At 47.4% G+C, this 14,716-nt stretch carries 8 protein-coding genes; 6 read left to right on the plus strand and 2 right to left on the minus strand.

Annotated elements, in window-relative coordinates; genetic code table 11:
- Positions 1-602: IS3 family transposase (locus tag AB4Y93_RS04115; protein WP_441889264.1), on the plus strand; the 602-nt coding region annotated here is incomplete at its 5' end.
- A gap of 70 nt (positions 603-672) precedes the next feature.
- Here AB4Y93_RS04115 and AB4Y93_RS04120 read toward each other — a convergent pair.
- Complete coding sequence (locus tag AB4Y93_RS04120) at positions 673-1,893, minus strand: helix-turn-helix domain-containing protein (protein WP_441889266.1); 1,221 nt, start codon at positions 1,891-1,893, stop codon at positions 673-675.
- A 275-nt stretch (positions 1,894-2,168) separates the two neighbouring features.
- Here AB4Y93_RS04120 and AB4Y93_RS04125 point away from each other — a divergent pair, with 275 nt between their 5' ends.
- Both AB4Y93_RS04125 and AB4Y93_RS04130 read left to right on the plus strand, forming a co-directional pair.
- Positions 2,169-8,768 carry a lamin tail domain-containing protein gene (locus tag AB4Y93_RS04125; RefSeq protein WP_441889268.1) on the plus strand — a complete coding sequence of 2,200 codons (6,600 nt, stop codon included), beginning with the start codon at positions 2,169-2,171 and terminating at the stop codon, positions 8,766-8,768.
- Positions 8,769-8,870: 102 nt separating this feature from the next.
- A complete protein-coding gene (locus AB4Y93_RS04130) occupies positions 8,871-9,992 on the plus strand; it encodes a HupE/UreJ family protein (protein ID WP_441889270.1) in 1,122 nt (373 codons plus the stop codon).
- A gap of 510 nt (positions 9,993-10,502) precedes the next feature.
- On the opposite strand, the gene gdhA is transcribed toward AB4Y93_RS04130, so the two are convergent.
- Entirely contained in the window at positions 10,503-11,882 is a 1,380-nt protein-coding gene (gdhA, locus tag AB4Y93_RS04135) for an NADP-specific glutamate dehydrogenase (protein WP_441889272.1), read from the minus strand.
- Between the two features lie 143 nt (positions 11,883-12,025).
- Between gdhA and AB4Y93_RS04140 the strand changes: the two genes are divergently transcribed.
- From AB4Y93_RS04140 to AB4Y93_RS04150, 3 genes are all read left to right on the plus strand, one after another.
- Positions 12,026-12,925 carry a LysR family transcriptional regulator gene (locus AB4Y93_RS04140; RefSeq protein WP_441889274.1) on the plus strand — a complete coding sequence of 300 codons (900 nt, stop codon included), beginning with the start codon at positions 12,026-12,028 and terminating at the stop codon, positions 12,923-12,925.
- 175 nt (positions 12,926-13,100) lie between these two features.
- On the plus strand, positions 13,101-13,457 hold the full coding sequence (locus tag AB4Y93_RS04145; RefSeq protein WP_441889276.1) for a DoxX family protein: 357 nt from the start codon (positions 13,101-13,103) through the stop codon (positions 13,455-13,457).
- Between the two features lie 252 nt (positions 13,458-13,709).
- Positions 13,710-14,666, plus strand: coding sequence for an alpha/beta hydrolase (locus AB4Y93_RS04150; RefSeq protein WP_441889278.1), 957 nt, complete (start codon positions 13,710-13,712; stop codon positions 14,664-14,666).
- The last annotated feature ends 50 nt before the right edge of the window (positions 14,667-14,716 follow it).

Here is a 14,716-nt window from a genome sequence, read left to right on the forward strand (position 1 = left end):
CGCATAGAAGGCCTAATCCGTACAGACTTATGGCTAAGGCAACACAAGAACATCGTGTCGTGCCCAATAAATTACAACGGGATTTCAAGCAAGAGATCCCTGGTTTTGTGCTGCTCACCGACATTACATACCTACCGTATGGTCGTACGGAGACCGCTTATTTATCCACGGTTTTGGATGCWTCCACAGGCGAGCTCCTCGCCCACAACCTCTCAACAAGCCTTGCACTACCCTTAGCTACAGAGACCATAGAGGTCCTCATGAARCAGCGCCGTCTTAAACTTCACAAGAATGCCTTTATCCATTCCGATCAAGGTGGGCATTACACAAGCCCTAAATACCAGAAACTACTCAAGCAAAAGGGCCTTGGTCAATCCATGTCAAGGCGAGGGAACTGTTGGGACAATGCTCCCCAAGAATCTTTCTTTGGTCATATGAAAGATCATGTCATTAGCCGTAATTGTTCTTCAATCAGTGAGTTGAAACACGAGATAGATCGTTACATTACCTACTACAATAATCACCGTTATCAATGGGGATTAAAAAAGATGACCCCTGTTCAATACAGGAATCATCTATTGTTGGTTGCTGCTGCTGCCTAACCTTCCTCTTTTTCAAGTGTCCTTGAAAAGGGTACCAGTTTAGGTAAACCACCTGAGAGACTACCCTTTTTTATTTTACCTGATGAATTTGAGAAATTTGCTGCTTGCGGTATTCACCAGGCGACATTCCGATCTGCTTCTTAAACATCCGGTTAAAGGACGTTATGTTAGTGTATCCGACCTGCATGCTGATGTCTTGAATGGACATCTCGGTGACGATGAGCAGCTCCTTTGCCTTGCGGATGCGAATCTCGTTCAAATGGTCGCTGAAGTTCGCACCGGTCTTCTCTTTAATATAAACGGACAAATAAGCAGGAGACATGGTCAGCAGCTGGGACAAATAGGCGAGCGACAAATCTTGAGAGTAACGGGTGTGTAAAATATCCATGACAAGGGCCGCGATCGGATCCTGATATTTTTGAGAATCTTTGATAAAGGCGGCGACCTGTTCGAAAAGCTCCGTGAATGTATCCAAATAGTCCTGAACAGTTCCACATTCATACAACTTCTTGATAATGGTGTAGACCTTCTCGACTGCTTCGGCTTCCAAGTGCAGCGGTTCTAGATTAACCCACACCTTGGCCGCCGTAAGGTTAGCGAGGTGTTGGTAGGCTTGAAAGGCAGCTCTGCTTTCGACAAAATGGTCAATCAATTGGGACACCATCTGCATAGCACCTTCGGCATTGCCCGATTGCAAAAATGAGCTAAGTGTCTGCTCGTGCTTAGGACTTAATAGAAGTGGGGGAGTTGTCTTCAGCTTGTCAATCACTTGAGTTTCCTCGGTCAAGTTCGCTTGCTTGGCCATCTCTTGTACTTGCTCATAGGCGGCACCAAGCTCATTATAACGAACGGAATGCATGCCGACGGTTATGGTGATATGGCAGCGGAGCTTCTCCCATTGCAGCATCGGTTTCATCGTATTGATGAACGAGGCAATTTTCTCGCGAGTGGTTCCATAGAAGACCGTGACAATACTATCTTTCTCGATCTGGAACGTATCTGTGTCGTTAAATTGCTCACTTATCCGAATATGGAGCGATTCGGCGAGGTTGTGAAGGATATATTGCTGTTCATCACTAGCGCAAGCTTCTTTTGGAAATCGAAAATGAAAAAGCACGACATGACAGCTTCGGTTGGCAGACAGCCGATTGCTCCAATCTACACTCAAAACGCCGTTAATATTCTTTAGCCGGTTTATACATTCCAAGCGAGATAGGGCAGAGAATTGGGTTGAATTCGAACCTAACTTCTTGAAGCTGTTAGAAGGCCCTTTCCGCGTAGACATTCTCATGAAAGGAATCCCACTTTCCAGTTGTATTTGTCCATTTATTCATTTTACTTCCATTAAGTGAGTCCTGAATTAAGATAATGTTATCGCAATGTCAAAAAAACGATAGACCCTATTTAAGAAACTATGCATGAATTACTGACTTTTCGAGAATTCCGCTGATCTTCTAAAGAGCTGTAAGCTATCGAATGAAATGTGAATAGGCATTCCATCTTTGCTAGATTAAGATGTCTGTGAATTAGGCAACAGCAATCTTGATAGAAGCGGGAGTGTGAGGAATGAACAGGTTGTTCAAACAAGTGCGGAGGCGGTTCATAGCGGGAACGATGACGGCAGTACTTATCGTAACAGGATTGCCGATCGGCGCGTCTGGAATGGCTAATGCAGAGGCATTACAGGACGAACCGGAGTTATTGATTACGGAAATAGTAGCAAACTCTCCGAACTATACGCCTCCGGGCGGTAGTGGTACTGACGATAACGCTTGGGAATATGTCGAGCTGTACAATAACAGCGGCTCTGCGATTTCTCTCAATGATTACTTTATTACTCGCGACAGCTATAACGGCGGTGCTCATTATGATTATCCCATTGAAGCTGGCCGTATGCTTGAGCCTCATCAGACGATTGTTGTAAAAGGGCAAAGCAATGCCACCGATCCTACGACCGCAGCAGACCATGACACGCTTGCGTCGTTTAATTTGGTTTACCATACCGAGCTGCCCGAGACTCAAGTCACCTATATGGATCAGTCCGGCGGAGGCAATCTCCCGAACACGGGTACGCAAACGGTAACCGTGAAACGGACAGCAAACAACGAAACGGTTGTATCTGCGAGATATAACGACGTTGATTCGACTGGAGCACCGTTGATCAACTCCTCCAACAACATCGACGACAGCAATGGCAAAAGCATCGTATTTGCTTATAATCCACTTTCTGGAACAACCGTGATGACGAAGCTGGCATCAAAGCAAGCACCAACGCCGGGAAGTTTGGTTACAGGTCAACCGGTTGCGGATACAGGTGTTCCAGCGACGGTACCTCCTGTATTGAGCCACGTTCCGCAGACGGCACCGATCCAGCCGCAAGATTATTCCGTAACGGCTGACGTGAGCAGCGAGGGTACTTTGCTTTCTGCGAAGCTCTATTATAAAAAAGCGGAAGAACCTGCGTATACGTCTGTCCCGTTCAGCGTTAAGGATGCCGTTCTTACCGGCGTAATCCCGGAAAGCGCGATGCAAGGGACAAGCAAGATCGACTACTATATCGAAGCTGTGAACTCGGCAGGTACAACAAGAAGTCCGTCGGCGGCCGACAGCTTCTACGAGCTTCAGATCGCACAGCCTGAACAGCCTGAGGAACCTGGTCAGCCTGAGCAACCTCCTGTTCTGCTAATTTCCGAAATCGTGTTCAATACCCCGAATATCGGAAGCGGGGATGTGAACGCTTGGGAATACTTCGAAATTTACAACAACAGCAGTGAGCCAATCGCACTGCAAGACTACCAAATCCAGTATTTTAATGGTTCAACATTAGCATACGAGTGGACGTTCAAAGACAGTAAGACCATCCAGCCAAACCAGACGATGGTCGTACGCGCTTATTACAGTGACGAACAGAACGGCTCGCTGGACAAGTTTAACGGAGCCTACAATGTATCACTTACAGACAGCGATATTGTCTCGTTTAATCATCCGTCCGGAAATCTTATCAACGCGAATGAGCATACGATATCGATCGTGAAGAAGACCGGTGAAGCAGTCGAAACGGTCGTATCTGCGAAGTACAATGACGGTTGCCCGGCTGATGCGGCGACCAATTGCGATGATTTGAACAATACTTCCGTCATCTATAAGGTGGATGGCCAAACGACTAAGCTTATGGAGAAGGTAGGCAGCAAGGTAGCCCCAACTCCAGGTTCTTTAGTTGCTGATCAGCTTTCACCTCATATCGAGCATGCACTGGCTGCGGGCTCTACTTTGGAGAAGGATCTTCCGATCTCCGCCGTTATTACGAGTGCGGCTGGCGCTATTCAAGGTGCGAAGCTTTACTTCAAGACGGATAAGGATACGGATTATACCTCCGTCAATATGACCGCGGGAGCAGAAGGCCGCTATAACGCCGTCATCCCTAAGGAAGCATTTGATGCGGAAGCCGAGTACCTCTATTACTATATCGAGGCAACTGACGGTATTCATACGAGAAAGAGTCCTTTCTCCGGCGATCCCTATGAAATCAAAGTGTTCCACTCAGTTACGGATGCTGCACCTTCGCTGCTCATCACGGAGCTCGTGCCGGATGATAAGGGCAGCGACATGTATGAGTACATCGAAATGTACAACAACACGGATCGCAGCGTTAATCTGAAGGACTATACGATCTACTACGAATTCTCCCATGGCGCCACCATTAAGTGGGATTTGACGGAAGACTTTATCCTGCCTTCGAAGCAAACGGTGGTCATTTGGGTGAAATCCGACTTGAGTTTGGACAAGTCGCTGGCAGATTTTAATACACATTGGAGTTTGGTTACAGGCTCGACCGTGAACCTGACCAGCTCGCAAGTGACATCTCTTTACTCGATCGGGATGGACAATACCAGCGAGGGACGTATCCTAATCGCTCCGGATGCGGCGGATTGGGTCGGCCATTGGGGCGGCGCGATTTCACAGGCTTGGTATAACGTTGCTAAGGATGAAGTGAACGATGATGGAAAAAGTGTGGTATACGAATATCCGAAAGGAGATCCGAACCCGCAGTTTCTAAATCGGATGTTCGAGCGCTCTGCTGGTCAAACGGCTACACCGGGCGTAATTGTCGAAGGACAGGTGCCTGAAATAACCGCTGAGATTCCCGAGGATACTGCAAAGCCGGTAATCTCCTATGCAGCCCCATCAGGCAACCAGCCTTTTGGCAGCTTGACCGTTACAGCAAGCATTACCGACGACGTCAAAGTGGACCGGGCGACGCTTTTATTCAAAAGAACAGGCGATTCCGCTTACCAGGAGGCTAACCTGCTTCGCTCGTCGACAAATTCAAATGAATACAGCGGCACAATAGCGATGGATAAAATTCTCGGAGCAGGCTCGATCGAATATTTCATCGAAGCGACGGACGGCCAGAACGTATCTCGTTCGACGGACGGTGGTGCTGAGCTCTACAAGGTGACATTTGAACCAAAGAGCAAGCTGTGGCTCGATTTTGCTCCGGGCAGCTTCTTGAAAGGCAGTACACGCATTCAAGGGAATGCTCTTGATGCAGGACGTACGTTAAGTTTGAAGGTGGACGGACAGATCCTCGCAAGTGAGAAAGCATTAAATGATGATGTCTATCTGACGTTTAATGCTGACAATATGGAGAAGAGCTTTAATGACGGGCTTTACGTAAATGGACAACTGGTTTCCACGTTCCCTAACGTGACCTATTTAGCTCCTCATGTCGCAACGGTATCAAAGAGTCTGCTGAAGCCGGGTAATAATGTGCTGCTTGTAACAGCAGGTAACAAGCTGGATCCACTAGGCAAGGAAGGCAATAACGATGATTATAAAATTGAGAACATCAAGCTTTTACTCGGCAATGGCGAGCAAGCAGCTGTAACGGCTAGAGGCAAGGTGCTCGACAAAGACCAATTTACGGCCGTTGATCCGGCAAAACGACAAAAGGTCGGCGACAGCGCCGGATACTTCGAATATCTTGAGCTTACCGTTAACCTGCCTGAAGCGCTGTTCTACAGCGAAGCGTCCACGCTTGATACGAAAACGCTGTCTGATGGCGAGCATACATTCGAGGTGTCCGACGCGGAAGCAGGAACGAAAGCAAGCGTATCCGCAATCATCGATAACACACTCCCGGTGTTCGACGAGTTCTCGATTAAAGATGGCGAAACGTACAGCGGCAATATTGAACTGAATGTTAAAGCAACGGATGCGACCTCCGGTATAGGTACGACGATTGCAACCTTGGACGGTGCAGCCGTGACACTGCCGACTCAAGTGAAAGCATCTGATCTGTCTGCCGGCGAGCACGTATTCCGCGTTAAGGTAACAGACAAGGCTGGTAATGAAGTGGATCGCTCCGCAACGTTCAGTGTCGGCAGCGAGATACCAAGTCATTCCTTTGAGCCAACGCCAGCGGATAACGCAACGAATGTTGGAACAAATGCACAGCTTAGCGTAAAGGTAAGTGATCCGAACGGAGATGCGATGGATGTCAGCTTCCGTGAGGCATACCGTTACAACTACAGCAATCGTACGGATATCGAAGGCTTCTCCAATTCGACAGACCGTGAACCTCCGCTCGAGCTGAGCCCGGCCGGCGAAACGGCTGTCTCCGCAGAAGCGATCAATCAGGTCAAGAGTGTTGATGGAACTTATTTTGTCACCGACGCGGACGGCTTGTTCCCTTATCAGCGCTATGACTTCAAGCTCGATCAAGAGCCTGTCGATATCGCGAATGTCGAAGTTGTCTGGAATGGACATTCACTGCCGGATCGTCAAGTAACGTTATATACCTGGAACTACAACACGAGCAAATGGGTAAGAGCCACATCAGGCGTTGGAGCTGAAGACTTCGAACTGAAGGCGACAGTCAGCGCTGCGGACATGGTAAAAGATAAAACGATTCATGTGCTTGTACAGGATCTCGTACCGGCTGCAGAAGACGGAGTCGACTTCAGCTTCGCATGGGCGAGTGACACGCAATATTATTCTGATTCTTATCCGGAGATTTACGACAAAGAAATGAAATACGTGGCGGATATGAAGGATGAGAAGAAAATCTCGTATCTCATTCATACAGGTGACTTGGTCGATGACTTCAACCGTCCGGATGAATGGAAGGTTGCCAGCGACAGCATGAAGCGTCTGGAGGATGCCGGCGTTCCATATGGCGTCGTAACCGGCAACCATGACGTCAATCATGACGAATCCAATTACACGGAGTATTGGAAGTATTTTGGCCGCGAACGGTTCAAGGACCAGCCGTATTATGGCGACGATCTGAACAACAACCGTGACCATTATGACTTGATTTCAGTTAAGGGCCAAGATTTCCTGATCATGTATCTTGGCTGGAACATTCAGGACAATACGGTGGAATGGGCAAACGAGGTGCTTAAGAAGTATCCGGATCGCTACGTGATCATCGGTACCCACGAGTACATTTCTCCGACAGGTGCTTATTCCGGTCAAGGCGAGATGATCTGGAACGAAATTGTAGCGAAGAATGACAATGTTCGTATGGTGCTTTGCGGACACTTGCATGGCGTTGCCTATAACGTCAAGCATGTTGAAAACAGTGACCGCGTCGTTATCGAGATGCTGGCGGATTACCAATCCGGTCCGCAAGGCGGCCAAGGCTACATGAGATTCTTGGAGTTCAATCTGGCTGCTAATCAAATCCATGTCTCGACTTACTCGGCTTATATGAATGACAGCAACTTCTTCGAGGAGGAAGGCAAAGACGACTTCTTATTGCCTTATAAGACTCAAGATCCGAGTAAGCAGGTTGCCACTGATTTTATCGGAGTGAACGTCTACGGAAGTAAGGAGATTGGCAGTCAGACCAATGTGGCAAGCGGCGGCACAGCAACCGCAAGCTGGCCGGCTCGCTCGAGCAACACGGTCTATAATTGGTATGCGATTGCCACGGATAAGAACGGGGACAGTGCGACATCAACTATTTGGAGCTTCTCGACCGGCAGCACGTCCGTACCTCCGACGACGCCAACAACTCCGACAACTCCGACAACTCCGTCTAATCCTGACCCAAGTACGGATGTAACGGTTATTTCTCCAAATGCGATCCCTGCAACGGGAGATGTTACATTGAAGCCTGCAACAGGAGCTAGCGCGATTGCACTTAGCGGAGATACGCTTGCCAAAATTGGCAGCCGTGATGTGAAAATCGAAACCGGTAACAACGGTTTAGTCATCATACCAGCTGCGGTTCTGCAGTCTCTTGGCGGCAAGCTGGGCGATGGAAGTGAGTTGATTGTTAAGCTGGACAAAATCGTGCAGACGTCGATTGATCAAGCAGAAGAGTCTGCGGGAGCGGAACGGAAGGCGAACATGAATGCGAAAGGTGCCGCCTTGCAGCTTTCGTTCAGCGAACGTAACAAATCCGGCAGTCTGACTACTATTGGCACGCTGCCGAGTCCGGTCAAGATCGAATTAAAGGCAGATTCGATTAACAACGTCAAGCTCGCGGGCATTTACCGTATCGACGAGAGCGGCAATGCCGTCTGGATCGGAGGCGAATATACGAACGGCAGCTTTACAGCTTCTGTTGAACGACCGGGTAAGTATATCGTTATGGAATACAACAAGCCTTACAGTGACGTGTCTTCAAGCAATTGGGCTTACAATTACGTACAGGAGCTTTCGTTCCGGGGTATCGTAAATGGCATCAGCGATAACAAGTTTGGCGCCAACCAGCCTACGACACGCGCGGAATTCGTAACCTTGCTCGCAAGGGCGCTTGGTCTTACTGCTTCTGCTTCAACGGTTTCGAAGTTCAAGGACGTTAGAGCGGGAGGCTGGTATGCGGATGCCGTAGACGCTGCCGTTCAGGCGGGAATCGTAACAGGCATCACTGCTGACAGCTTCGAGCCGGACAAACGAATCAGCCGCGAAGAAATGGCTGTCCTGATCATTCGTGCTCTCGAGTACAAGAAAGGTACCGCTGTCGCAGAATCGGGAGACGTTTTGTACAAGGATGCGGGCAAGATTAGCACATGGGCACAAGAAGCGATTGATAAAGCGAACGCACTTGGTATCATGACTGGCCGCGAGAACGGGCAATTCGCTCCGCAAGCGAATGCAACTCGTTTGGAAAGTGCTAAAGTGATCTATGAAATATTGGAACAATTGAAATAACGGGTAGTTTTCGCCGAGCCGGCGCAGGGGGATCCAGTCTCCTTAGCGCTGGCTCGGGTTTTACCAACCTTTATCGCTTGTCCAAGGAGGCTTGTGAATCTCATGAAAAAGGCGACTGCGCTTTTGGCCGTCTGTCTGTTCCTGTTCGGCATTGCTCCGCATGCGTACGCGCATATGAACACATATGGATATTCCGACATCAACGTGAATGACGGGCAGCTTGAATACGACTTGTATTTGGATATTACAGAAGTGTCTCAGTGGATGGATATGCGCTCTAGCGGAGTGTTCATTATCGATCCAGACAAATCTTCTCCGTCAGAAGGAGAAGTATCGTGGACGGAAGAAGATTTACGCCCTCTGATCGCGGATTCGCTTGTCTTAAAGGCAGGCGGTGAAACTCTAGAGCCAAAGATCGGAGAAATTGCAACAAAAAATAGAAACAACGGCTTATGCTTGTTCATGAAGCTTACATATGAGCTCCCGAGCGGTGCCTCTGAGTATATGATTAAATACAATTTTTTCTTTGATACCGATCCGGCACATCAGAACTTCGCGACCATCCGTGAGGCGGGCTCTTCCAAGGATATAGTGTTTAACAGCGGCAACAAGACGGTGACCGAGATAATCGGCGCGTCGGCAGGGGATTCGTCTAAAACGACGGTCGAGGTGCCGAACTGGCTCATGTCGATGTGGGAGTATATACGGATTGGTGTCGAGCATATTTTGAGCGGAATCGATCATCTGCTCTTCATTGCAGCGCTTGTCATCGCTAAGCAGCGCAAGCGGGATTACGTGAAGGTGCTTACAGCCTTTACGATAGGACACAGCTTAACGATCGCGCTCTCGGCTCTTGAGGTCGTGAATTTGCCCGCAGCATTCGTCGAGCCAGCCATTGCGCTAAGCATCGCCTATGTGGCGGTCGAAAATATTTGGCTCAAAAAGGTGAAGCGCCGCTGGATCATTGCCATGGGCTTTGGATTGATTCATGGCTTTGGCTTCGCCGAGGTGCTGCGTGGCGCAATGAGTGACCGTTTCCTATTAACCCTGTTCTCGTTTAACGTAGGCGTTGAAATCGGCCAATTGGCTGTTCTGGCCGTACTGCTTCCGCTGCTCATTTGGGTTGGCCGCTACAAAGCGTATAAGTACGCTAATTACGCAGCCTCTTCGTTCGTTGCAGTAATCGGACTATATTGGTTTGTAACACGGATTATCACAGGTTAAATGATGAATCGATAGCTCCCCTACGGTAGGCAGGTATAGTAACCCTGTTGCTGTAAGGGAGCTTTTTTCAACTAAACTCTCCCATTTAAGAAAAACTTAATGTTTTCCCCCATTTTTAATTAAATAATTTTCCCTATCCTATTGTATAGATTGTACAGGAGGAGAAGGGAGAAAGTTTCTCTATGGATCGGCATGTTAAGATCTCTATATTGCGGCGGTATGAGAATTATTGTTATCAGATCTGTCATTACCTTATACAGCACGAGCAACATGCATCCCAAGCAGCAAAGGAGGCTTTGCTCAGCATCGCCGGCGATGCTTATTTTTACACGGATTCAGACGAAACACGCAGGCAGAAGATCCTCCGTACAAGCATCCACAAATCGTTGTTGTGGCAAGGAAATGGGCTTCAACATCAAACAATGGTCTGATTGTATGGATTTACATACAAAAAAACCTCTTCTCCCGATCTACGGAGAAGAGGTTTTTTTAATTTATATATCTGAATCCTTATACGCCTTGAGCAATCATCGCATCCGCGACTTTAACAAATCCGGCGATGTTAGCACCGATAACCAAGTTGCCAGGAACGCCGTATACTTCAGAAGCTTTTACGCTTTCGATGTAAATGCTATGCATAATCTGATGCAGCTTAGCATCAACCTCTTCGAATGTCCAAGACAGTCGTTGGCTGTTCTGAGCCATTTCCAAAGCGGAAACAGAAACCCCGCCTGCGTTTGCCGCTTTCGCTGGAGCGAAGAGGACTTTGTTGTCGAGGAACACATCGATCGCTTCCAATGTGGAAGGCATATTAGCACCTTCACCAACGGCTTTGACACCATTGCTTACAAGAATCTCAGCAGATTCTTTGTCGATTTCGTTTTGTGTTGCACATGGCAGAGCAATATCACAAGCAATTGTCCAGATGCCAGAGCAGCCTTCTACGTAAATAGCATCGGTATGCTCAAGTACGTAGTCTTTAATTCTGCGGTTCTCTACCTCTTTCAAACGTTTAACTGTATCGAGGTTAATGCCGGCTTCATGATAAATGTAACCACTGGAATCACTGCAAGCTACGACTTTTGCGCCCAATTGGAGCGCTTTCTCCATCGCATAGATCGATACGTTGCCTGAACCAGATACAACAACGGTGCTTCTATTGAAGCTGTATCCTTTGCTTTTGAGCATCTCATCAACAAAGTACACGCAGCCATAACCAGTAGCTTCTTTACGAGCAAGGCTTCCGCCGTAACCGAGTCCTTTACCTGTCAGAACACCTGCTTCGTAGGCGCCAACCAGCTTTTTGTATTGTCCAAACATGTAGCCGATTTCTCTAGCGCCAACACCAATATCGCCCGCTGGAACGTCAGTATCCGGACCGATGTGCTTGCTGAGCTCAGTCATAAAGCTTTGGCAGAAGCGCATAATTTCAAGATCTGATTTTCCTTTTGGATCAAAGTCAGCTCCACCTTTACCGCCGCCAATTGCTTGCCCCGTTAACGAGTTTTTGAAGATTTGCTCGAATCCGAGGAATTTGATGATACTAGCGTTTACAGAAGGGTGGAAGCGTAAGCCGCCTTTATAAGGGCCGATGGCATTGTTGAATTGAACACGGAAACCACGGTTCACTTTAACGTTGCCATTGTCGTCAGTCCAAGGTACTCTAAACGAAATTAACCGATCCGGCTCGACTAAACGATCAAGAACGGCGTGCTCGATATATTTCGGATTCTGGGAGAGCACAGGAATTAAGGAAAGGAATACTTCCTTTACTGCTTGATGAAATTCGGTTTCACCCGGATTACGTTTTTGAACCGTTTCAAATAGCTGGTCGATATAGTCGTGTGCAATTCCTGTGTTTGCTTGTTCCACTTCCTGTATGATACTCATGACGACAACACTCCCTAATATGGATGTATAACATTTTTCTTTTTTGATTTAGTAGTTTAATATTAATATCAAATATTTAATCGCAACAATATTCAGATAAGATAAAGTTGATGCGTTTTACGCATAAAGGATCGTGGATTTGAGTGGAATTTAGACAAATGAGATATTTTATGGAAGTTGCAAGAAGAGAACATGTCACAGAAGCCGCGAATGTTCTTCATGTTGCGCAATCCTCAGTCAGCAGGCAATTAGCCCAATTGGAAAGTGAATTAGGGGTAGATCTGTTTATTCGTAACGGACGGAGAGTAAAGCTGACTCCGATAGGGAAGATCTTCCTGCAGCGCGTAGAGCAGATGATGAACATGATGAGCGAGGCTGAAAGAGAAGTGAAGGAATATCTGGATCCGGAAAAAGGGGTCGTTCGAATTGCTTTTCCGATCAGCTTGGCGGCTCATGTTTTGCCTAAGGCCATATATGCCTTTCGAAAACGGTATCCAGAAGCTAAATTTCAGATGAGACAAGCCCTCTATGCTGATTTGGTTGACGGTGTCATTGAAGGTGAATTTAATCTGGCTATGATCGCCCCGCTGCCTAGTGAAGATAAGCATATTAAGCAGAAGCTGCTGTTTACAGAACGGATTGTGACGCTTCTGCCTATTCATCATCCGCTCGCTCATCGACCAAGTATTCAGTTGTCTGAGATAAAGGATGAATCCTTTGTCACACTGCCTGAAGGGACTATCTTCCGGAAAATTGTCATGAATGCCTGCAGTGAACTCGGATTTACGCCTCATATTGCCTTTGAAGGTGATGATATCGATGCGTTAAAAGGGTTAGTGTCAGCAGGACTCGGGATAGCGCTTATGCCTGAAGTCACCTTGGTGGAGAGCATCCCGCAATCAACGGTAAAAATTCCGATAGCGGATCCCACTGTGACACGAAGCATCGGCATCATCTGCCCAACACAGCGTAAATTGCTTCCGACGGAGCAGTTGTTCTATCAGTTTCTTGAGGAATTTTATACACCGGATTATAAGCTGTAAAGCAAGGCTGCCTTTGCGATCACGAGACGCGAGAGGCGGCCTTTTTATTTGGCTTCGAGCCAAAAATAACTTTAAAAAAGGCTTTACAGGACACCAAATGGTGTTATATTATAAAGACAGAAAAGGACACTAAATGGTGTCGGTTAAAATGAACAAATAAGGGAGAGGTTTTGAAATGCATATACTAGCTATCATTCTTCAAAGCTGGCTGCTTTTCTCCATGGCTTTCTTTGGCGGAAGCAAGCTTGCAGGAGCGGGACATCAGGTTGAATTATTTGATTCGATCAAACTGCCACAATGGTTCCGCGTCATCACAGGTATCGTTCAAATTGCTGCATGTATTGGACTTATTATCGGTTACTGGTACGGCGAGATTGCGGTGTGGTCAGCTATATTAGTAGGTATTATGATGCTTATTGCCATTCTTTCGCATCTCAGAGTCAAGCATCCATTTGGCAAAGTATTTCCAGCCATCTTGAATCTCGTGATAGCTGCTGCCGTCGTTTGCTTATTTGCAGATAAACTAGGTTAATGACAAAAAACCGGCACACTGATCCACTCAGTTTGCCGGTTTTTTGTATGCTAATGAAGATATTGTGATAAAATTTACCAAAAATTAACCACTAAGATAGTAAATTGATCACTTTATTTGGAATGGATATTCCTATAAAATATTGGTAGTAAAATGTTCCATTTATGCGAACAAGATTCATCTCGCCATATAACGGTGAAGTATAAGCAGGTCCATTTTGGATGAAATCAATTGATGTGAGGAGTGCGTGAAATGACAGAGAAAACCGTAAACAAGAAGGTTGTGCTGGAGCCGGAGGCATTGAAATTGACGCAGGATACGGCAAAACCACCGTATTTGTTCCAACTTGGTCCGGATAAGGGCCGAGAAACGGTGGATGAGCTTCAAGCCGGAGATATTCCGAAACCGCCTGTCGTTATTACCGATCTGATGATTGAAGGCGGTCCAAATGGGCAGGTATCGATCCGCATTCTTCGTTCTCCTAATGCAACGAAGAAGCTGCCTGCTATTTTATATATCCATGGTGCCGGTTGGGTGTTTGGTAACAATCATACCCACGATCGTCTTATCCGAGAACTAGCGGTTGGTGCCGAAGCGGCGGTCGTTTTTCCGAATTACAGTTTGTCGCCGGAAGCGAAGTACCCAACGGCCATTGAAGAAATCTATGCAACGCTGCAATGGATTGCGCAGAATGGTGAAGAGAATGGCTTGGATACAAGCCGGCTCTATATTGCAGGGGATAGCGTCGGAGGCAATATGACGGCGGCCATTACGCTGCTTGCCAAAGAGCGGAAAGGTCCAGAAATCCATAAGCAGCTGCTCTTCTATCCGGTTACGGATGCAGGGAATGACACCGAATCCTATTCCGAATTTGCAACTGGTTACTACCTCCGTCGGGATGCCATGGCCTGGTTCTGGGATCAATATACGACCAAGCCGAGCGAGCGAGACGAAATTTATGCATCTCCACTACGTGCGACAACCGAGCAGCTTACGGGCTTGCCGCCAGCACTGATTATAACAGCAGAAGCCGATGTCCTTCGTGATGAAGGCGAAGCTTATGCGAATAAGCTTCGCGAGGCGGGTGTACGGGTAACGCAAGCGCGATTCCAAGGAACGATACATGATTTCGTCATGCTGAATGCCTTGGCAGATACTTCAGCAGCACGTGGAGCGATTTTGCTTGCCAACGCCTGGTTGAAAGAATAACGTCCCGATATCCATTTAATTAAAATAACGAAGCGTATCCATACGCGTGA

This window comes from Paenibacillus sp. YAF4_2, assembly GCF_052113225.1.
GTDB lineage: Bacteria > Bacillota > Bacilli > Paenibacillales > Paenibacillaceae > Pristimantibacillus.